23 protein-coding genes are annotated in these 21,421 nt (G+C 32.1%); 12 read left to right on the forward strand and 11 right to left on the reverse strand.

From position 1 onward, the window contains the following. Nucleotides 1-34: 34 nt before the first annotated feature. The 3 genes from IUY40_RS05660 to IUY40_RS05670 all read right to left on the reverse strand — a co-directional run bounded on the left by IUY40_RS05660 (nt 35) and on the right by IUY40_RS05670 (nt 3,853). Entirely contained in the window at nt 35-991 is a 957-nt protein-coding gene (locus tag IUY40_RS05660; protein ID WP_195735896.1) for a YafY family protein, read from the reverse strand. 281 nt (nt 992-1,272) lie between these two features. Next, nucleotides 1,273-3,069: a translation elongation factor 4 gene (lepA, locus tag IUY40_RS05665; RefSeq protein ID WP_195735897.1), complete on the reverse strand. Its 1,797-nt coding sequence runs from the start codon at nt 3,067-3,069 to the stop codon at nt 1,273-1,275. A 250-nt stretch (nt 3,070-3,319) separates the two neighbouring features. Beyond that, the gene (locus IUY40_RS05670; RefSeq protein ID WP_195735898.1) at nt 3,320-3,853 is read right to left on the reverse strand and encodes a CvpA family protein; all 534 of its coding nucleotides are present in this window, start codon (nt 3,851-3,853) and stop codon (nt 3,320-3,322) included. 166 nt (nt 3,854-4,019) lie between these two features. Here IUY40_RS05670 and IUY40_RS05675 point away from each other — a divergent pair, with 166 nt between their 5' ends. The 4 genes from IUY40_RS05675 (at nt 4,020) to IUY40_RS05690 (ending at nt 6,662) form a co-directional block, all read left to right on the forward strand. Further along, nucleotides 4,020-4,376: a hypothetical protein gene (locus IUY40_RS05675; protein ID WP_129540515.1), complete on the forward strand. Its 357-nt coding sequence runs from the start codon at nt 4,020-4,022 to the stop codon at nt 4,374-4,376. A gap of 83 nt (nt 4,377-4,459) precedes the next feature. Next, on the forward strand, nt 4,460-4,987 hold the full coding sequence (locus tag IUY40_RS05680) for a hypothetical protein (protein ID WP_195735899.1): 528 nt from the start codon (nt 4,460-4,462) through the stop codon (nt 4,985-4,987). A 168-nt stretch (nt 4,988-5,155) separates the two neighbouring features. Further along, nucleotides 5,156-6,175, forward strand: coding sequence for a phenylalanine--tRNA ligase subunit alpha (pheS, locus tag IUY40_RS05685; RefSeq protein ID WP_195735900.1), 1,020 nt, complete (start codon nt 5,156-5,158; stop codon nt 6,173-6,175). A gap of 79 nt (nt 6,176-6,254) precedes the next feature. Beyond that, nucleotides 6,255-6,662 carry a hypothetical protein gene (locus tag IUY40_RS05690; RefSeq protein WP_195735901.1) on the forward strand — a complete coding sequence of 136 codons (408 nt, stop codon included), beginning with the start codon at nt 6,255-6,257 and terminating at the stop codon, nt 6,660-6,662. Nucleotides 6,663-6,820: 158 nt separating this feature from the next. Here IUY40_RS05690 and IUY40_RS05695 read toward each other — a convergent pair whose 3' ends face one another. The 3 genes from IUY40_RS05695 to IUY40_RS05705 all read right to left on the reverse strand — a co-directional run bounded on the left by IUY40_RS05695 (nt 6,821) and on the right by IUY40_RS05705 (nt 10,179). Further along, nucleotides 6,821-7,816 carry an NAD(P)H-dependent glycerol-3-phosphate dehydrogenase gene (locus IUY40_RS05695; RefSeq protein WP_195735902.1) on the reverse strand — a complete coding sequence of 332 codons (996 nt, stop codon included), beginning with the start codon at nt 7,814-7,816 and terminating at the stop codon, nt 6,821-6,823. A gap of 278 nt (nt 7,817-8,094) precedes the next feature. After that, nucleotides 8,095-9,252 carry an iron-containing alcohol dehydrogenase gene (locus tag IUY40_RS05700; protein WP_195735903.1) on the reverse strand — a complete coding sequence of 386 codons (1,158 nt, stop codon included), beginning with the start codon at nt 9,250-9,252 and terminating at the stop codon, nt 8,095-8,097. 162 nt (nt 9,253-9,414) lie between these two features. Then, on the reverse strand, nt 9,415-10,179 hold the full coding sequence (locus IUY40_RS05705; RefSeq protein WP_195735904.1) for a type 1 glutamine amidotransferase domain-containing protein: 765 nt from the start codon (nt 10,177-10,179) through the stop codon (nt 9,415-9,417). An 87-nt stretch (nt 10,180-10,266) separates the two neighbouring features. Between IUY40_RS05705 and IUY40_RS05710 the strand changes: the two genes are divergently transcribed. The 8 genes from IUY40_RS05710 to IUY40_RS05745 all read left to right on the forward strand — a co-directional run bounded on the left by IUY40_RS05710 (nt 10,267) and on the right by IUY40_RS05745 (nt 17,612). Beyond that, the gene (locus tag IUY40_RS05710; protein ID WP_195735905.1) at nt 10,267-11,163 is read left to right on the forward strand and encodes a LysR family transcriptional regulator; all 897 of its coding nucleotides are present in this window, start codon (nt 10,267-10,269) and stop codon (nt 11,161-11,163) included. Between the two features lie 88 nt (nt 11,164-11,251). Continuing rightward, nucleotides 11,252-11,944 carry an NUDIX domain-containing protein gene (locus IUY40_RS05715; RefSeq protein WP_195735906.1) on the forward strand — a complete coding sequence of 231 codons (693 nt, stop codon included), beginning with the start codon at nt 11,252-11,254 and terminating at the stop codon, nt 11,942-11,944. 73 nt (nt 11,945-12,017) lie between these two features. Continuing rightward, complete coding sequence (gene prs, locus IUY40_RS05720) at nt 12,018-12,851, forward strand: ribose-phosphate diphosphokinase (protein ID WP_195735907.1); 834 nt, start codon at nt 12,018-12,020, stop codon at nt 12,849-12,851. Next, nucleotides 12,848-13,384 carry an NADAR family protein gene (locus tag IUY40_RS05725; RefSeq protein WP_195735908.1) on the forward strand — a complete coding sequence of 179 codons (537 nt, stop codon included), beginning with the start codon at nt 12,848-12,850 and terminating at the stop codon, nt 13,382-13,384. Before prs ends, IUY40_RS05725 begins: the two co-directional genes overlap by 4 nt. 6 nt (nt 13,385-13,390) lie before the next feature. Further along, nucleotides 13,391-14,845 (forward strand): O-acetyl-ADP-ribose deacetylase, encoded by a 1,455-nt coding sequence (locus IUY40_RS19665; protein ID WP_317190903.1) that lies wholly within the window; start codon nt 13,391-13,393, stop codon nt 14,843-14,845. A gap of 4 nt (nt 14,846-14,849) precedes the next feature. Beyond that, nucleotides 14,850-15,392, forward strand: a complete 543-nt coding sequence (locus IUY40_RS05735; RefSeq protein WP_195735909.1) for an RNA 2'-phosphotransferase — start codon at nt 14,850-14,852, stop codon at nt 15,390-15,392. A 2-nt stretch (nt 15,393-15,394) separates the two neighbouring features. After that, on the forward strand, nt 15,395-16,126 hold the full coding sequence (locus tag IUY40_RS05740; RefSeq protein ID WP_195735910.1) for a metallophosphoesterase family protein: 732 nt from the start codon (nt 15,395-15,397) through the stop codon (nt 16,124-16,126). 16 nt (nt 16,127-16,142) lie between these two features. Further along, nucleotides 16,143-17,612: a nicotinate phosphoribosyltransferase gene (locus IUY40_RS05745; RefSeq protein ID WP_195735911.1), complete on the forward strand. Its 1,470-nt coding sequence runs from the start codon at nt 16,143-16,145 to the stop codon at nt 17,610-17,612. 249 nt (nt 17,613-17,861) lie between these two features. On the opposite strand, the gene nadD is transcribed toward IUY40_RS05745, so the two are convergent. The 5 genes from nadD to IUY40_RS05770 all read right to left on the reverse strand — a co-directional run bounded on the left by nadD (nt 17,862) and on the right by IUY40_RS05770 (nt 21,381). Continuing rightward, entirely contained in the window at nt 17,862-18,443 is a 582-nt protein-coding gene (gene nadD, locus IUY40_RS05750) for a nicotinate (nicotinamide) nucleotide adenylyltransferase (protein WP_195735912.1), read from the reverse strand. Nucleotides 18,444-18,561: 118 nt separating this feature from the next. Then, complete coding sequence (locus IUY40_RS05755; RefSeq protein WP_195735913.1) at nt 18,562-18,984, reverse strand: DoxX family protein; 423 nt, start codon at nt 18,982-18,984, stop codon at nt 18,562-18,564. A gap of 71 nt (nt 18,985-19,055) precedes the next feature. Further along, on the reverse strand, nt 19,056-19,628 hold the full coding sequence (gene gmk / locus IUY40_RS05760; protein WP_195735914.1) for a guanylate kinase: 573 nt from the start codon (nt 19,626-19,628) through the stop codon (nt 19,056-19,058). Further along, a complete protein-coding gene (locus IUY40_RS05765) occupies nt 19,625-20,470 on the reverse strand; it encodes a hypothetical protein (RefSeq protein ID WP_195735915.1) in 846 nt (281 codons plus the stop codon). The genes gmk and IUY40_RS05765 overlap by 4 nt, the downstream gene beginning before the upstream one ends. 50 nt (nt 20,471-20,520) lie before the next feature. Continuing rightward, nucleotides 20,521-21,381 carry a YicC/YloC family endoribonuclease gene (locus tag IUY40_RS05770; protein ID WP_195735916.1) on the reverse strand — a complete coding sequence of 287 codons (861 nt, stop codon included), beginning with the start codon at nt 21,379-21,381 and terminating at the stop codon, nt 20,521-20,523. Nucleotides 21,382-21,421 lie beyond the last annotated feature (40 nt).

Below are 21,421 nucleotides of genomic sequence, written 5' to 3' on the forward strand. Positions count from 1 at the left end.
CTAAAATAAGATAAAACTTGTTTTAGGAGTTTTTTTATAGAAGTCTGTTCTTGTTTTTTTCTAACAATTCTAAAACCCGTAGCTTTAGTCGCTCAGGTTCAATTATTTTGGCATAATCACCATACATTAAAAACCAACGAGAAAAACCTTCTTCAATATCGCATGACATAAAGGTCATTTCAATTTGATTTTCTACTTCTCTTTCAGAAATAAAGCCATGGTATTTTCGTTCGCGCGATAGATATCTTGCTATGTTTTTCTCGACAAGAATACGTACTTTAGTAGTTGGGATAGTTTCACTTTTATTCAAATAAGTTTCAAGAGAATCATGTTCTATTGTGAAATCCTTTTCTGTTTTCTTTATTCCATGTACGCGATCAGTTCGAAATTGTCGGTAGTCACTACGTAAATGGCAGTATCCTATAACATACCAATTGTTGTTGTCATGAAAGATACCAACAGGTTCAATATTTCTTTCTATAATCTCATCTGAATTTAAAGCCCTGTAAAAAAGAATAACTTGCTTTTTTTCTGCAATACTCTCAAAAAGTACCGCTAGAGTATCAGGTGATTTATCATTAAAAAGTTTTTCGGTAGCTTGCATCAAAATACTTGACTCAATTGTAGAAACCCAATCTTTATCGTCGCTTTTAAGAACGGCTTTTAATTTATACATGGCCGAAGCATAATGGTTTCCTAATGCCGTATCTGTAAATTTTTGCATCAATTTTTCGGCAGCAATAAAACTACTAGCTTCTTCTCTGGTAAACATTATTGGAGGCAAACGATAACCTTCCATTAAGGCATAGCCAACCCCTGCTTCACTATAAATTGGAACTCCAGAAGCTTCAAGAGTACGGATGTCTCGATAAATTGTTCTTAGACTTACTTCAAAGCGATTGGCTAATTCCTGCGCTTTTACAATTTTTTTAGATTGTAACTGGATTAGAATAGCTACAATTCGGTCAAATCGTTTGGGAGTTTCGTCCATTTTTTTAAAGAATCTAAGTTTAAAGGTGCTAAGTTACTAAGTTTTGTCTTCCATTTACTCCAAATTTTATAAAAGTCTGAACTGTTTGTAATTTCATAGGAAATAAAAAACTTGCCACTGATAAAGAAGAATAAAGGAAAAAAATAGGTCTCAGCATTTTTAATGGAAGATTTGAATAAAGTAAAAAGGTTTAAAAATTTAAGATATCCCACAAAAAAACCTGACAACTTTCGCTATCAGGTTTTATCTATTCTCTTTATTTTTTCTTCTAAAATAAAAAACTAGTCATTCAATTTTAAAACAGCCATAAAAGCTTCTTGAGGAATTTCTACGTTTCCTACCTGACGCATACGTTTTTTACCTTTTTTCTGTTTTTCAAGTAATTTACGCTTACGCGAAATATCACCACCATAACATTTTGCGGTAACGTCTTTACGTAAAGCTTTTATAGTTTCACGAGAAATTACTTTTACTCCAATTGCAGCTTGAATTGGAATATCAAATTGTTGACGTGGAATTAATTCTTTTAGTTTTTCACACATTTTTTTACCAATGTGATACGCATTATCAACGTGAATTAAAGAAGATAAAGCATCAACAATTGTAGCATTTAATAAAATATCAACTTTTACTAAGTTTGAAGTTCGCATTCCAATAGGAGTGTAATCAAATGATGCATATCCTTTTGAAACTGTTTTTAAACGATCATAAAAATCAAATACAATTTCTGCAAGAGGCATATCAAAAGTTAATTCGACTCTTTCAGTAGTTAAATAGGTTTGGTTAGTGATTAAACCTCGTTTTTCAATACACAATGACATTACATTTCCTACGAAATCAGCTTTGGTAATAATTGTAGCCTTAATGTAAGGCTCCTCTACGTGATCTAATTTTGAAGGTTCAGGTAAGTCAGAAGGGTTGTTTACTACAAAACCTTCAGTAGGTTCTTTTTTGGTGTAAGCCAAGTAAGAAACGTTGGGAACTGTAGTAATTACAGTCATATTGAACTCGCGCTCTAATCTTTCCTGAATAATCTCCATGTGTAGCATTCCTAAGAATCCACAACGGAAACCAAAACCTAATGCAGCCGAACTTTCAGGTAAAAAAACCAATGAAGCATCGTTCAATTGTAATTTTTCCATCGAGTTACGTAACTCTTCATAATCTTCGGTGTCAACAGGATAAATTCCAGCAAATACCATTGGTTTTACATCCTCAAAACCAGTAATCATATTAGTAGTCGGAACTTTAGCATCAGTTAAAGTATCTCCAACTTTTACTTCTTTGGCCTCTTTAATTCCTGAAATTAAATAACCAACATCTCCAGCAGAAATAACATTTTTAGGAACCTGATTTAATTTTAATGTTCCAATCTCATCAGCAAAATACTCATTGCCAGTAGCCATGAATTTGATCTTTTGTCCTTTTTTTATTTGCCCGTTTTTAACACGGAAAATAACTTCAATTCCACGGAATGGATTGTAATGTGAATCAAAAATCAAAGCTTGTAATGGCTCATCTATATTTCCTGTAGGAGGAGGAATTCTTTCGATAATCGCAGCCAAAATGTTTTCGACACCTAAGCCAGTTTTACCTGAAGCGTGAATAATTTCGTCTAGTTTACATCCTAACAAGTCTACGATATCATCGCTTACTTCTTCTGGATTTGCACTTGGTAAATCGACTTTGTTTAAAATTGGAATAATTTCTAAGTCATTTTCTAGTGCTAAATATAAATTTGATATTGTTTGTGCTTGTATACTTTGAGCAGCATCAACAATTAATAACGCTCCTTCGCAGGCCGCAATTGATCTTGAAACTTCGTATGAAAAGTCAACGTGTCCAGGAGTATCAATTAAATTTAAGATATACTCTTCTCCTTTATAAGTATATTCCATTTGGATCGCGTGACTTTTTATGGTAATTCCACGTTCGCGTTCCAAGTCCATATTGTCTAGCAATTGAGCCTTTTCTTCACGAGCAGTAACGGTTTGTGTAGCGCCAAGCAAACGGTCAGCAAGTGTACTTTTACCGTGATCAATGTGTGCAATAATGCAAAAGTTACGTATCTTTTTCATTGTTTATTATGTCAATTCTCTATGCGAGTTTAAGTGTTTTTTTGTTGTGAATCGATGGTGTAGCAAAGCCATAACACCTCTTCAATAATCCGCAAAGATAATGCAAAGTTTTGGATTCTAGAATCTAGATGTATTATTGTTGAGGCTTTAAGAAATAAAAAATGGATTTGGCTGTTTTTTATACTCTTGTGTGCTTATTGTAGAATATAAACTTAAATAAAACACAAGCTTTTGTGTAAGAAAAAAACTTCTATTTAGCTGACTTGGATTTTTTTTCAGTACTGCTTTTCTTTAAAGTTTCGTACCAGTTTTCAATAGAAGGATATACAAAAGATGCGACTTTTTTAATTGGGTTATAGAATATCGATTTATCGAGTGTTTCTTGTTTTGCAAATGTATGATTGAAATTTATTTTTTCGAAAAGAGCAATAAAAATGCTCAAAATTAAGATTGTTTTTAAAACTCTGAAAAAACCTCCCCCAAGTTTATTAGCCCATCCCAGGAAAGCAAAATCGGCAATTCCGGTAAGAATTTTTGCTAAGAAATATACGGCAATAACTACTAAAATAAATGTCAGGATAAAAGCTGTAATCTGGATTGTATTTGGGTTCCAAGAAACATGTTTCATGATAATTTCTTTCATTAAAGACGAAAATTTGATTGCTAAATAGATCCCTAATAATAAAGAGATAAAAGAGGCTATCTCTACAAAAAGTCCATTTTTGATGCCCTGGTACAAACCGTAAACAAATAATGCACCTAAAATCATATCGAAAAAACTCATATTGCTGTCAATGTTTAATGAATGCGCAAATATAAAAGAATTATCAACTACGTATTGTCAAATTTCAAGTTCTTATCTTTGTAAACGGATTTATTTTTTTTTAATCCTATTAAACTGTTATCCTGAGCAGAGTCAAAGGATACAAATCATAATCAACAATATAAATATGTCAAGAGACACACAACTTAAAGAACGCTGGGAACAGCTTGTAAATATACTTTCTGATCAATTTTCACAAGGAGAAAACTTAGATTTAGATTCCATAATTTATTTAATTGGCGTACAGGAGTTAGGAAAATTACATCGTGAATTCAAAAAAGATGAAAAATTAAATCTTATGCACATTGCCATTTGTAGGTTATTAGAGCCTTACGGATTTTACGAATTTGAGTTTTTTGATGAGGAAGGTTGGCCACATTACAAAGTAAAAGAAGAATTACCTCCATTAAAAGCCGGAGAACAATCTGTTTTGATGAAAGAAGCAATTGTGAATTATTTTTTAGAAAGAAAACTTATTGATTAGTTTTATTAGTATTCAGTCGCAGTCTCAGTTTTCAGCGTGTGCTAAACTGTAAACCGCGACTGAACACTGAATATTAAAAAAATATGTGTAGATATGCAATGGTTTCTTATAAGCCACATTACGCTTGTTTTAAGTGTCGAAAAACATTTAAGAGGAGGCTTATAAAAGACATAACCGAAGGAGGTCAATCAATTCAGGAAGCAAAGTGTCCAGAATGCGGGGAATTAATGGCTAATATGGGACTTGATTTCGAATCGCCTAAAAAAGATGATGTAAAAAAATGGGAACATTTAAAAAGTCTATATTCAGTCGGAATTACTTTCCATTCATGTGGATGCAGTGGGCCTGGCTACATTCCTAATTCGAAAGAAAAATTAATGGAGTATTTTGAACAGTTAAAAGAGAAATATCTTAAGAATATTGATTTTTGGCGAGCCAGAATAGAACCCACTAATAATAGCGAAAGAGATAGAGATTGGAATAAAAACTGGGTTGAATTGGGTAGTGTAACATCAAAAAAAAAAAAAGAGATTGTTAAGAATCAGGACGGAATAGATTTTTGGCTTAAAAAAGTCAAGGAAATTGAACATAAACTAAGTCTGGTGAAATAGTTATAGATTGAATTTGTTTTGTGAGTTAAAATGTTTTTTCACTTTAATAATGTTTATATTTTCGTTTAGCTTGTTAATATATCACGACTTGTAAAGGAAACTTTAAACTTTAGACTTTAAACTTAAAAACAAATTACGTAAATTTGTATTCTCAATTACGGAATGAAAATGATAGATAAGATAAAAGAATATATTGGGGAAGCTCAAGCTTTTTCAACAGAAAATAAGGAAGAATTAGAAGCATTCCGAATTAAATTTCTTGGTAAGAAAGGTGTTTTAAATGAGTTTTTTGCAGAATTTAAGACTGTACCAAATGACCAAAAAAAGGAATTTGGACAAGTTATAAACGCTTTAAAAACAGCAGCAGAAGATAAAGTAAAAGCTATTGTTGAAGCTTTAGAAAGCAAAGAAGAAGTAAAAGGTATTTACGGAGATTTAACTCGTGCTGCAGAACCAATAATTATTGGATCTCGTCATCCGATATCAATCGTGAAGAATCAGATCATAGATATTTTTGCTAATATTGGTTTTAACGTTTCCGAAGGTCCAGAAATCGAAGATGATTGGCATAATTTTACGGCATTAAACCTTCCTGAATACCATCCGGCACGTGATATGCAGGATACATTTTTTATACAAACAAACCCAGATGTGTTGTTGCGTACGCATACTTCATCTGTTCAGGTGCGTTATATGGAAAATAACAAACCACCTATTCGTACTATTTCTCCAGGGCGTGTTTTTCGTAACGAAGCAATTTCGTCACGTTCACACTGTATTTTTCATCAGGTAGAAGGATTGTATATTGATAAAGATGTTTCTTTTGCAGATTTAAAACAAACGTTGCTTTATTTTACGAAAGAAATGTTTGGGAAATCTAAAATTCGTTTGCGTCCGTCATATTTTCCGTTTACAGAACCTAGTGCTGAAATTGATATTTATTGGGGGCTAAAAACAGAAACTGATTATCGTATTACCAAAGGAACAGGTTGGTTAGAAATTGGTGGCTGTGGAATGGTTGATCCAAACGTATTGAAAAACTGTGATATAAATCCAGAAGAATTTAATGGTTTTGCATTTGGAATGGGAGTAGAGCGTATTGCAATGTTGTTGTACCAAATTGGAGATATCCGTATGTTTTATGAAAACGACGTTAGATTCTTAGAGCAATTTAAATCAAACATATAATTTAAGTTCAAAATTTGTAAAGTCGAAAGTTTCATCACATGAAGCTTTCGACTTTATGACTTAATAATTTTTGGTAGCTATGAAAAAAGATATAATTATTCCAGAAGTAGAGAATGTTTTTATAGCCGTTGTTCAGGAATGGAGTGACGATTTTATGGAGAAAGTATGGTATGCTTATCTTGTAAATGACAGTGATTTTAATATTGAAAGTGTAATGGTGGTTTCAAAAGCATTTGGAACAATCGATGGCGAAATGAAAAAAACGTCACTTTTGCGTCATGCTTTTGTAGAAGTTCCTTCAGTTTCGGTAGTAAAAATTGAAATGGTAGAAAAAAGTGTATTGGCTTTAAACAACGAATTCATGGTTACTTATTTTATCGGTAATACATTATATGATAAGAAGTTTATTTTCAAAGCACATTCTATTCATGAAGATTTTTCAGAAGAAGTGCCAATTCTATTCGTTGAAGGAATTATGGTAAAGTAGTTTGCAGTAAATATAGTGATACATCACAGTTTCAATAAAACAGAAATAGATTTAGAAGGAAAACAAAGAATATAAAAAAAGAGTCAAGACAAAATAAATTAGTCAAGACTCTTTTTTTTCCTACAATATAACATTTATCCGTAACAGTCATTAGATATTTAATCTAATACATCAGTAAGTTTTTTGAAAACTGTTTTAGCATCTTTTCCTTCATATAAAATAGCATAAACGGCATCTATAATTGGTGTTTTTGCACCATAACCTTGGTTTAGTTTGTAAGCACTTTTAGTTGCATAATAACCTTCAGAAACCATGCTCATTTCCATCATAGCACTTTTAACAGTATATCCTTTTCCAATCATACTTCCGAACATTCGATTTCTCGAAAAAAGAGAATATCCTGTAACTAATAAATCGCCTAGGTAGGCTGAGTCATTAATGTTACGTTTCATTTTATGCACTTTTTTGATGAATTTTTTCATCTCGCGAATAGCATTGCTCATGATAACCGATTGAAAATTGTCGCCATAACCTAAACCATGAGCAATTCCGGCAGCAATCGCATAAATATTTTTAAGCATTGCAGCATATTCAGTACCAATAATATCATCAGAAATTTTGGTTTTGATGTAGTTTCCAGATAAGTTTTTGGCAACGACGCTAGCTTTACTTGGGTCACCGCATGCAATTGTTAAATAAGACAATCTCTCCAGAGCAACTTCTTCGGCGTGACATGGACCAGTAATAACACCAATGTTATAATATGGGATATCATATTTTATATGAAAATGTTCACCAACAATTAAGCTCGTTTCTGGAACAATACCTTTAATAGCCGAGAAAATAATCTTATTCTCTAATGAGACTGTTAGTTTTTCTAGTTCAGCATATAAAAAAGCCGATGGAATAGCAAAAATAATATAATCAGCATATTCAACAGCTTCATTTATATTATTGGTAAGTTTTAGCTTTTGAGTATCAAATTCTACCGAACTTAAGTAATTCGGGTTATGTTTGTATTTATTAATGTGTTCGATAGCAGCATCATTACGCATATACCACGAAATTTCAGAAAGATTTACACATAGCATTTTTGCAATGGCGGTTGCCCAGCTTCCACCACCGATAACTGCAAATTTTAAATTTTCGCTCATTATAATTATTAATTTTTCTCAAAAGTACTTAATAATGCAGTAATAACACAAAAACGAGCCCAATTAATGTACTATTTTGGTTTCAATAATAAAAAACAACTTTTTCGCTATACACACAATAAGTTATTGATTCTTACGTTGTATTTGTTTATGAATTAGAATTTTAGTTAAATGATTTCACAAATTATTGAGTTAGTTAGTTTTGTTTTAGTATTGTGAAAAGGCGTCCTTATTAAGTATAAGAACGCCTTTTCTATTTTATTTCTATTTTTAGAAACTTAATAACTCATTTCTACAATCGATTTTACTTTATCTAAAGTAACCAATTGTTTTTCTCCTAAACCTTTCCAACCTCTTTCTTCAAAACGATTTACAATAAAATCAGCTGTTTTCGCATAATCATTTGTATATTGAGATAATTTAGTGTCCATTCCCATAGTATGGAAAAATGCCACTGTTTGATTGATAGCTTCTTTTGCAACTTCATCATCAGAACCAGTTAGATTAAAAATACGTCTTCCGTATTGCGCTAGTTTTCCTTTTTTAGTTTCAAACATTACATGGTATAAACTAGGACCAACAATTGCCAATGTTCTTGCATGGTCAATACCATATAAAGCAGTCAATTCGTGACCAATCATATGAGTTGCCCAATCGCTCGGTACACCTTTTTGAATTAATCCGTTTAACGCCATAGTACAACTCCACATAAAGTTTGAAGCGAGAGCATAATCAGTAGGGTTTTCAACTACTTTTGGACCAACTTCTATTAACGTTTGTAAAATACCCTCGGCAATCCTATCTTGTAAATACCCTTCATGCGGATACGTTAAGTATTGTTCCATTACGTGAGTATAAGCATCTACAACACCATTTTGTAATTGTCTTTTAGGTAGAGAAGCAATTACAGTTGGATCGCAAATAGAGAATTTTGGGAATAATGCGCTACCGCCAAAAGCTAGTTTTTCTTGGGTAGCTTCAATGGTAACTACAGCACCCGAATTCATTTCGCTTCCTGTTGCAGGCAAGGTTAAAACGGTACCGAATGGCACTGCGTTTTCTTTAATCAACAAACGCTTTTGAAGAATATCAATTGGATTTCCATCAAAATTAACAGCAGCCGAAATAAATTTAACCCCATCAATTACAGATCCACCTCCAACAGCTAAGATAAAGTCGATTTTTTCGGCTTTAATAACAGCTACCGCTTTTATCAAAGTTTCAAAATGAGGATTAGGTTCAATTCCGCCAAATTCTACGATATCAAAACCTTTTAAGTTATTGATTACTTGTTCGTGAATTCCGTTTTTAAAGATGCTTCCACCTCCATAAGCCAATAATATTTTTGCTCCTTGAGGAACAAGATCTTTTAGTTTTTCAATTTGTCCTTTTCCGAAAATTAAATTTGTCGGATTGTATAATTCAAAGTTTAGCATTTCTTTTTAGAGTTTCTAAGATACTAAGTTACTAAGGTTCTAAGTTTTTTTGATTCTGGCAATTTGATATCTTTATTATTAATATTTATTGTGACACTAAGTTTTAAGCTTTCTTAAAGATATTCAAAACTTAGCAACTTAGAACCTTAGTAACTTAGAATCTTATTTAGTTAATTTTTGTAATAATTTTTCAGCTACCAATTTAGATGAGGCAGGATTTTGACCTGTAATTAGTAATCCATCTTCAATTGCGTATGGTTCCCAGTTTGGTCCTTTAGAATAAATTGCACCATCTTTTTGTAATGCATCTTCTAGCAAGAACGGAACTATTTTGGTTAATCCTACCGCTTCTTCTTCAGTGTTAGAAAATCCAGTAACTTTTTTTCCTTTTACCAAGAATTCGCCATTTATCTTAACGTCTTTAAGAACACCAGGAGCGTGACAAACAAAACTTACTGGTTTGTTTTGTGTGTAAAATGCAGAAATTAACTCAGCTGAATTTTTGTCTTCGGCAAGATCCCATAAAGGACCGTGTCCACCAGGATAAAAAACAGCATCATAATCGGCAGGATTTACATCAGTTAGTTTAATAGTATATTTTAATTTTTCTAATAAAACTTTATCAGCATCAAATCGTTTCGTGTCTTCGGTTGCTGATGCGGGATCGGCACTTTTTGGGTCTATTGGAGGTTGTCCCCCAAGTGGTGTTGCTATAGTTATTTCAACTCCTTTATCTACAAGAGCATAATAAGGAGCTGCAAGTTCTTCTGTCCAGAATCCGGTTTTTTCGCCTGTGTTACCCAATTTATCATGGCTAGTAACAACAAATAATACTTTTTTCATATGTTTTTTATTTACTTTTTGCGCTGTAGTTTTTGCGCTGTTTATAGTTACTGCGATAATAACAAATAGAGCGATTTTCTTCATATTGAATTTTATTTGATACAAAATTAGAGTAATTGAGGTATTAGTAAAAATAAAATAAATTATGTTTGTGATAAATATATTTATATCATGGTCAATCTAGAATGGTACAGGACGTTTAAATCGGTATATAAAAATGGTAATTTTTCTTTGGCTGCCAAAGAGCTTTTTATTAGTCAACCTGCGGTAAGTCAACAAATATCAATGTTAGAAGCACACGTAGGTTACAAGCTCTTTAACAGAAAATCAAAAGGAGTCGAACCAACGGACTATGCTAAGTTACTTAATAATCTGATTATAGATGCCTTGGATCGCCTCGAAAATGTTGAGAATGGCTTTCGAGCAAAAGCGTCAGATGCAAATCGATTAATTTCAGTAGGGATTTCTAAAAATTTATTTGCAAGCTTAGGGAGTGTTTTGATAGCTAAATTTGATTTTATCGATTTTAGTTTCAATGATAACGATTCTCTTTTTGAATTAGTAGATGCCAAAAAACTTGATTTTGCAATTGTTACCAAGCAATTTGACACCTTTGATACCATTCAGGAAATTGTTGGGAAAATAAAATTGGTTATGGTTTCTTCTCCACAACTTGAAGTAAATGAGTTTAAACTAAAGTTAAAAACTAAAAATTCTTCGGATATAGAACAATGGCTTAATGAGCAAAAATGGTATAGTCATGATGCACGAATTCCTCATGTTAAATTGTTTTGGTTGCATGTATTTAATAAAAAAAGACCTTCGATGGTTGCTAACTATATTATTCCTAATGAAAGCGAAATGCTAAGAGTGCTTTCTAAAAACAGCGGAATCGGCATTACTTGGAATTGTAATGCAAAAGAATTAATTGAGGAAGGCAAGCTACAGTTATTATGGGATAGTAAAGAAATGCCAAATATTGATGTTTTCTTATTGTCTGGGAAAAATAGTAATCTGAGTCCGATTTTTGAAACTATTGCTACAGAGTTAAAGGAGGTTTTAAAATGATAATCACTTATGTTTATATTTGATAGAGGTTAAATCTTAATCAGTACAAATACTAGTTATATTTGTGTAAATTTTACGCATTAGAGTTATGATAGAAAATCAAAATATTAGAGTTGCTGTTGATGCGATTGTTTTTGGATACCAAAACAATCAATTATATGTGCTTTTAATTCAACAAAAATTTGGAACTCAAGAATCGTATTGGGCTTTGCCTGGTGGTTTGGTAAAAAATGATGAGTCATTGCAACAAGCTGTAAAACGAGAGTTAAAAGAGGAAACCAATATCACGGTGAATCACTTTGAACAATTATATACTTTCGGCGATGATGTTTTCAGAGATCCAAGAAACAGAGTTATTTCTGTTGCTTATTTTGCATTAGTAGATCCTTCGAAGCTTAAAGTTAAAGCCGATTCTGATGCAGACAATGCGCAATGGTTTAAAGTAGATGCAATTCCTGATTTGGCTTTTGACCATAATTTGATTCTTAAAAAAGCAATTGAGCGTTTAAAAGCAAAACTTACTTATGAACCAATTGGGTTTGATTTATTGCCAGAAGAGTTTCTTTTTTCTGAACTGGAGAATTTGTATTGCACGATTTTAGAGAAAGAAATTGACAGAAGAAATTTTAGAAAAAAGATTTTAAGTTACGGGATTATTCAGGAAACAGATAATTTTTCGCCTAATAAAACAGGAAGACCTGCAAAATTATTTAAGTTTAATCAGCAGAAATACAATGCTTTATTGAAAGAAGGATTTCACTTTGAAATAAAGTTTGCGTAATTTTTACACAAAATAATTGCCGAACAAAACATTAAATGTATATTTGCGTATAATTAACGCAAACTAAAAAACTATGATACTTAATTTAGACCCAAATTTCAGACCATTTCCAGGACAAAAAGAAATAGATTTTAAAAGTTTCATTTTTTCAGGAGGAGAACCACATATCAAGATTAATCCTGATTTTGATGTCAACCAAAAAATAACAATTACACATAGATTAAATTCATTCAACGATTTAGGATTGTTGTGTTTAACTGTAGATGCATTAAGAAGAATGGATGTAAAAGTGATTGATTTGTTTATTCCGTATTTTCCAGCAGCAAGACAAGATCGTGTAATGATAAAAGGAGAACCATTATCTGTAAAAGTATACGCAGATATTATAAACGCAATGCAATTGAACAAAGTGTTTGTATTTGATGCACATTCTGAAGTTACACCCGCTTTGGTAAACAATTGCGAAGTGATTCCGAATCATACTTTTATTGCAGCAGTTATAAAATCAATAGGAAACGATGTAAAATTGATTTCTCCTGATGGTGGAGCTTTGAAAAAAATCTATAAAGTTTCAGAATTTTTAGGTGGAGTAGATGTTGTTGAATGTAGCAAAAGCCGCGATGTAAAAACAGGAAGATTATCAGGCTTTAAAGTATATGAAGATGATTTGCAGGGAATGGATTGTCTTATTGTAGATGATATTTGTGATGGTGGAGGAACTTTTGTAGGATTGGCTGAAGAGTTAAAAAAGAAAAATGCTGGAAAATTATATCTAGCGGTAAGCCACGGAATTTTCAATAAAGGCTTTGAAGTTTTAGATTGTTTCGATAAAATATTTACAACCAATTCTTTCAAAGATTTTGAGGGAGAAAGTGTTGAAGTTGTGAAATTAAGTGAATTGATATGAAGTATAGTATAGAAAAACTGATAGTAGAAAATCAAGATAATAAATATCTCTTTTTCTGGGGACATCAACCCAATAAAGATGGAAGTATTTCTAAAACTTGTTTTAGTCAGTGGTGGTTAAGCTCATTTGAAGTTGATAATGTGACTTATAAAACGGCAGAACACTGGATGATGGCAAAGAAAGCAGAATTGTTTAACGATAAAGAGGTTTTAGAAAAAATAATTAAAGCCAATTCTCCTGCTGAAGCTAAAAAGTTAGGCAGAGAAGTTAAAAGTTATGATGATGCTGTTTGGTTAGATAATAGATACGAGATTGTTCGACAAGGGAATTTTTACAAATTCAGTCAGAATAAGAACCTAAAAGAATTTCTGATCAATACAAAGGATAGAGTTTTAGTAGAAGCAAGTCCAGTTGACCCAATCTGGGGTATAGGAATGGCAAGTGATCATAAAGATATTCTTAATCCAGAAAAATGGCAAGGACTCAATCTTTTAGGTTTTGCTTTAATGGAAGTTAGGGATGAATTAAAGTGATAGATTATGAAAATAGAACTTCTTAAAGCAGATATTACAGAAATTCATGTTGATGCAATTGTAAATGCTGCTAATACTTCTTTATTAGGTGGAGGTGGAGTTGATGGAGCTATTCATAGAAAAGGAGGAAAAGCTATTTTAGACGATTGCGTTAAAATTCGAAATAAGCAAGGCGGTTGCAAAGTTGGAGATGCCGTGATTACAACAGCTGGAAATTTGCCAGCGAAATATGTAATTCATACCGTTGGTCCAGTTTGGAATGATGGTAAAAGTTTTGAAGAGGAATTGTTGAAATGCTGTTATTTAAGTGTTTTGGAATTAGCGGCTGAAAATAACATTAAAACAATTGCTTTTCCGAATATAAGTACAGGCATATATAAATTCCCTAAAGAATTAGCCGCAGAAATTGCAATTAATATGATTTCTATTTCTGAACACAGAGAGCAATTCGAAAAAATCATTTTTGTTTGTTTTGATGATGAAAATTTCAAAATTTATAATGATATAATAGAAAGTGATTTTGAATATAAAGTTAAATCCGGTTTGTTTGGTTTGGCAGTTGGAGATGCATTAGGTGTTCCTGTGGAATTTTATTCGAGATCTTCTTTAAAAGAAAATCCTGTTTCTGAAATGATTGGTTATGGAACCCATTATCAACCTTTAGGAACTTGGAGCGATGATAGTTCTTTGGTTTTTTGTCTAGCTGAGAGTTTATGTAATGATTTTGATTTATCTGATATTGCAAGGAATTTTGTAAAATGGTATAATGCAGAGTTATGGACACCACATGGAAAAGTTTTTGACATCGGAATCGCGACAAGAAATGCAATTCATAATATTGCAAAAGGTCATCAACCAGAATTGTGTGGAGGTTTTGAGGAAAAAGACAATGGAAATGGTTCTTTGATGCGAATCTTACCATTAGTATTTTATCTTAAAGGGGAAGAAGATATTGAAGTTATTTATCAAAAAGTAAAAGAAGTTTCTTCTATTACTCATGCACATTTTAGATCAGTATTTGCTTGTTTTATCTACGTTGTTTATTGCCTAGAAGTTTTAAATGATAGTATGAAAGAAGACGCTTATAAAAACATGCAAAATATTATTTCTGCTTTTTTAAGTGATAAAAAAATTAATCCTGTTGAAATTGAATTGTTTGATAGGGTTTTGAAAAACAATATAGCGGATTATTCTGAAAATGAAATTCATTCATCAGGTTATGTTCTTCATAGTTTAGAAGCTAGTTTATGGTGCTTTTTAAATTGGAATACCTATGAAGGGACTGTTTTAAAAGCAGTGAATTTAGGTGGTGATACAGATACAACTGCATCAATTACAGGAGGTTTGGCAGGAATATATTATGGAATTGACAATATTCCACAAAAATGGATTTCGGCATTGGTAAGAAAAAATGATATTGATGATTTGTGCGATCAGTTGTCTTTAAAGTTAAAAAAATAAAGTAATGAATGAAAAAATAGCAAAAAGCATTAGCAAATTCCTGAGTTTAGTACTCAGACATTCGCCAGAAACCATAAATTTAAAATTAGATGAGAATGGTTGGGCAGATGTAGAAGAATTGATTGCAAAATGCTCGAAAAACGGAAATACATTAAATTCAGAACTTCTGGATTATGTAGTAGAAAATAATGATAAAAAAAGATTTGCTTTTAATGAAGATAAAACTAAAATAAGAGCAAGTCAGGGACATTCAATTTCGGTTGAGTTAAACTTGAATGAAGCAGAACCTTCGGAGTTTTTGTATCACGGGACAGTTGGGAAGTTTATGGAGAGTATCAAAAGAGAAGGACTTCAGAAAATGAGCCGCCAACACGTACATCTTAGCCAAGATAGAGAAACAGCTATTAAGGTGGGCGGAAGAAGAGGAGCGCCGCAGATTTTAAGCGTTAGGAGTGGAGCCATGCACAGAGATGGATTTAAATTTTATTTGTCTGAAAATAATGTTTGGTTAACAGATGCCGTTCCGGCAAAATATATTGAATTTTAATCATGAAAAGATCTTTGGTAATTGGAGACATTCATGGCGGGTTAAGAGCTTTAATTCAGCTTTTGGAGCGAACCAATATCCATGCAAATGATAGATTGATTTTCTTAGGAGATTATGTTGATGGTTGGAGTGAATCTGCAGCAGTAATTGATTTTCTTATCGAATTGAATAAAAGACATAGTTGTATATTTATTAAAGGAAATCATGATATTTGGTGTCAGGAATGGTTACAATCAGGGAAGCCAAATAATATTTGGTTACAACACGGAGGAACGGCTACTATGAAAAGTTATGAAGACTATTCTTCTGAGAAAATAACGGAGCATTTGTCTTTTCTTGAAAGCATGAAAGATTATCATATTGATGAGCAAAATCGCTTATTTATTCATGCAGGATTTTCATCAATGCATGGTCCCGAAAAAGAACATTATTCGAGTAATTATTCTTGGGACAGAACATTGTGGGAAATGGCTTTGACAATGGATTCTCGTATAAAAAAGGACTCTCTTTCCTATCCCAAAAGGTTATTGCTTTATGATGAAATATATATAGGACATACACCAACCTTACATTACAATATTGAAGTTCCTATGCAGGGTTGTAATGTTTGGAATATTGATACAGGAGCTGCTTTTCTAGGAAAATTATCCTGTATAGATGTTGATACAAAAAAAGTTTGGCAAAGCGATACAGTACAAGAATTATATCCGAACGAAAAAGGAAGAAATAAATAACAATAACAATAAAACCATGAACCCATTATTATTAACAGACGGTTATAAAGTTGACCACAGAAGACAATATCCAACAGGAACAACATTAGTATATTCTAATTGGACACCAAGAAAATCCAGAATCGAAGGAGTTGATGAGGTAGTATTTTTCGGATTACAATATTTTATCAAAAAGTACATCATTCAGGATTTTGATTTATACTTTTTTAAACAACCAAAAGAAGAGGTTGTGAAAAAATATGCAAGAAGAATTAATAACTATTTAGGAGAAAACTTAGTTGGAACTAAACATATTGAAGATTTACATGACTTAGGATATATACCAATGGTTTTTAAAGCATTGCCAGAGGGAGCAAGTGTCCCTGTTCGTGTACCTATGTTTACAATGTATAATACACTTCCAGAATTTTTTTGGTTAACAAATTATTTCGAAACATTGCTTTCGGCAGTAGTTTGGTTGCCATGTAACTCTGCAACAATTGCAAAACAGTATAGAAAAGTACTTGATAAATACGCACAAGAAACTTCGTCAGTTCCAGAGTTTGTAGATTGGCAAGGGCATGATTTCTCTATGAGAGGAATGGGTGGGATAGAAGCTGCAGTCACATCTTCGGCAGGGCATTTATTAAGTTTTGCTGGTTCTGATACTATTCCTGCAATTGATTTTTTAGAGGAGTATTACAATGCTAATTCAGATGTTGAGCTAGTTGCTGGTTCAGTAGCTGCAACCGAGCATTCTGTAATGTGTATGGGAACGACTGAAGGAGAATGTGAAACTTTTAAAAGATTGATTTGCGAAGTGTATCCTAAAGGGATTGTTTCTATAGTTGCTGATACTTGGGATTTGTGGAAGGTATTAACGGATTACTTACCTCGATTAAAAGAAGAGATTCTTTCTAGAGAAGGAAAAGTAGTGATTAGACCTGATAGCGGAGATCCTGTTGATATTATTTGCGGTAACCCAAATGGGAAAACAGAAGAAGAAAAGAAAGGCGTTATTGAGTTAATCTGGGATGTTTTTGGAGGAACTACAAATAGTAAAGGATATAAAGAATTAGTACCACAAATAGGAGCAATATATGGTGATAGTATTACTGTAGCGAGAGCAACGCAAATTTGCGAGAGATTAAAAGCTAAAGGTTTTGCTTCTACTAATGTGGTTCTAGGAATTGGTTCATTTACGTATCAATATAATACAAGAGATACTTTTGGATTTGCAATGAAAGCAACTTACGGTGAAGTAAATGGAGAAGGAAGAGCAATCTTTAAAGATCCAATTACGGATGATGGAACTAAAAAATCTGCTAAAGGATTAATGAAAATTGACTTAGTAGATGGTATATATAATTTAACCGATAATGTTTCTTGGGAAGAAGAGCGTAAAGGAGAATTAAAAGAAGTTTTTAGAGATGGTAAATTATTAATCGACCACTCTTTAACTGAGATTCGAAATAACGTAAAAAAAGAAGAGCTTGCAATAAGCTAATAAAGGAAAAGCCTAAATGAAATTAACATTTAGGCTTTTTTGATATAATACGAAATACGACTCGATGTGTATAATTGTTTTTAACGCATAGAAACATAGTTTTTGTACTCTATAAAAATAGGGGTTTCTCTTATTTTAAATACACAGAGCTAGCTATGTGAGAGAAATGTATTTCTTTTCGTTTTCTTTTTAATGCATAAAGTCTATGTTTCTATGCGTTAAATAAAGTTTTATAAAGAGTTACTATAATTACTTTTTGTAAAAATTATTGTGGTCAATATATTCCCAAACTTTCTCGGGTAAAAGTGGTTGAATGTTCTTTCCTTCTTTAATATTATTACGAATAAAAGTAGAAGATATTTCTACAATAGGCGCATCTATTAAATGAATTTTAGGATGGTTTTTTAGTTCTAAATTTTCTACTTCAGATGAAATTCGAGGATAAACATAAATGTCATAATTTTCAAGAATCACCTCATAGTTTTTCCATTTATGAAGTGTTTTTAAATTGTCTTCACCCATAATCAATGAAAACTTATGATTAGGATATCTTTCCTGTAAATGAACTAATGTGTTTACAGTGTAATTAGGCTGAGAGAGTTTAAATTCAATATCCGAGGGTTTTAACTTCTCAAAACTATCTGTAGCTAAATGAACCATTTGCAAGCGGTGATAGTCATCTAGTAAAGTACTCTTCTTTTTAAGAGGGTTATGAGGTGTGACTACCATCCAAACCTGGTCTAAATTGGCATGTTCTGCCATGTGATTGGCAATGATAAGATGCCCAACATGTATGGGATTGAAAGTTCCGAAATAAAGACCAATTTTCATAAAAAAGGTAATTTTTGTTTGATAGATTAAATAGCTTTAACTACAACAGTATTTAACTGGATGAGGTAGTGTTTATCTTTTTTACTTTCAAATTGTTCTAAAATAATAGCTGTTAAGCTTAAAAACGATTCTTTTTAGCAATGAAGTTGTCAATTGAGAACTTACCACTTCCTGTTACAAAAAGGAGTAGATAAAACAATAGATATAAAGTCGCCATTTCTTTAACATCGATTGGGTCAGCTCCATGAACAACAAATACAGCAACTAACATTGTTACTATTAAAGGTATAGAGGCTAATCTTGTTGCTAAACCTATTGCAATAAGAAATGAACATATAACTTCGGCAAAAACTGCAAGAGCTAAAGAGAAAGCACTTCCTACTCCCAGAGGATCAGGGAACTGAATTTCGCCTCCGGCTAATAGTGTATTTAACTTTGGTAAACCATGAAAGAGCATCAATGTTGCAATTGATAATCGGATTATAAGAATAATAAAATCTACGCTGTTTTCGTTTCTTTTTATTTGAAATAATCTATTCATAATAGTACAGTATTTATTTTTATTTTAAAATAATTAGGGTTTTATGTTGCTTTTAGAGTGCAGAAAATCTATTATTTATTAATGAATTCTTTTACCAGTTGGTATGCTTCTTCTTTGGCAGTATCTAAATCGTAATTTTTGATAATTTTGTCAAATTGAGGAGCAGTTGCTAATTCTACAGATGCTTTTGCAATACGCATATTTATTTTATCCTCACTTTCGGTAGAACGTTTTTTCAAGCGGATTTTTAGTTCATCTATACTTGGGGGTTTTACAAAAACGGCTAGAGTTTCTTCAGGAAATTTATGTTTGATACGCAATCCCCCAGAAACATCAATGTCAAAAATAACATTTTTTCCTAATGCCCAAATACGTTCGATTTCGCTTTTTAAAGTCCCGTAAAAATTATCACGGTATACTTCTTCCCATTCCAGAAAATCTTCGGCTTTAATGTGTTTTTTAAATTCTTGTAAGGAAATAAAATAATAATCAGTTCCATGAACTTCTTCTCCACGAGGCTCGCGAGAAGCTGCTGAAATAGAAAATTCTAAGTTTAAATCTTCTTTACTCAATAAATGTCTAACGATGGTTGTTTTTCCTGAGCCGGAAGGTGCTGAGAAAACAATTAACTTTCCTTTGTTCATTCTGTTTTAATTTCAATTAATTTCTCATTAATGGTAATTGTCTTTGCAATTTTTGTGTCAGAACCATTTTCAGATAATTTAAATTTTTTAATGTGTTTTACGTCACTCCTTATTCCTTCATAATAAACATTGCCTAAGCAACTTTCAATTTCTGTTCTTTGAATATTTATTAGGTTAAAATCAGAATCGTAGTTTAATATTGTGTATCCAGTCTCATTGCCAGCACCGCACATTCCTTGTATATTGAATCTCGAACCGTAGTCAAATTTTAATAATATTTTAGTACCTGTAGCCGCATTTGCAAAATTTACTAATTCAAAACCTCTATCATAAATCCCTAAATCCGAAAGGTTAATGTTTTTATTAATCTGGGGACTTTTTATGTTTAAAACCTGATATTCTTTCAAAATTGAAATGTCTTGATTGTAAAGTTCTAACTTTAATTTCTTTTTTCTATCAGTCCACTCATTACCCGATTTATCATCTTCAGAATAAGTAAACTTTTCGTTAAATTCAGTTAAGTTCTTAAGAATATCTATTTTTTTCCAAACAGTCCCTTTAGGTTCAAAATTTAAAACCTGATCTTGCTGTTCTTTGGTCTTGAATGAATACAAGGTAAGTCCCCCGTCATAAATTCCTACAAGAGGGATTCTTTTCTTTATATTCTCATAATAATACCACCCTTTAACAGAGTATATTCTCATATGGTCTTCAGAAGAATTGTAAAAATTAAGATATACTGAGATTGGATATTTGCTATTAATCGAACCAGTCATTACTTTTTCTTCCGTTCGAATATTCTGAAGCTCAATTTTTAAATTTTGAGCAGATATATCAATCAAAGTTATAAATAGGGAAACCAGTAAGAGAAATCTTTTTTTCATGAATCTATCTAAAGTACATTTAAGACCTGCTCTTTAATTTTCTCTAATTCATCTTTCATCAGCACAACCAATTTTTGCATTTGGGCATGATTTGATTTGGATCCCATGGTGTTAATTTCACGACCCATTTCTTGAGTAATAAAACCTAACTTTCTACCATTGGCTTCAGTACCGTTAATAGTTTCTAAGAAATAATCCAGGTGATTGGTTAAACGTACTTTTTCTTCTGTTATATCTAATTTTTCAAGATAATAAATAAGCTCTTGTTCAAAACGATTCTCATCAATATTTACTTTAAGTTCCGAAATGGCAATTTGCAAACGATCTTTAATAGCCTGAACGCGTTCTGGGTCAAGTGCCAAAGCGTCTGTCATATATTGACGGATATTAGCTATCCTTAATTGGAATTCTTTTTCAAGTGATTCGCCTTCGTCTTTTCTGAAGCTTAAAATATTTTGTAGTGCTTCTTCAATTACAGTTTGAATTTGTTCCCAATCATTTTCGTCAATTTCATCACGTTCCGTTTTTAATGTGTCTGGCATACGAATAGCCATTTTCATCAATTCAGTTTCATCAGCTTCGGGATAAATTTCTTTTAATTGATTGATATAAATTCTCACGATAGGAACATTTACTTTCGTGGATGTTTGTTCAGAAGTACTTTCGATAAAAATAGAAAAATCGACTTTACCTCTTTCTAGTTTTAATGCAATTTGATTGCGTAAACCCAATTCCATTTCTCTGTAAAGTGAAGGCATTCTAACATTGAGGTCTAGGCCTTTACTGTTTAACGATTTTACTTCTACAGTAATTTTTTTTGTTGGCAATTGCAAAGTAGCTTTGCCAAACCCTGTCATGGATTGTATCATATAATTGGATATAAAGGGGCAAAGATAATGAAATATTTGC

The organism is Flavobacterium sp. ALJ2 (assembly GCF_015594725.1).
Taxonomy (GTDB): Bacteria; Bacteroidota; Bacteroidia; order Flavobacteriales; family Flavobacteriaceae; genus Flavobacterium.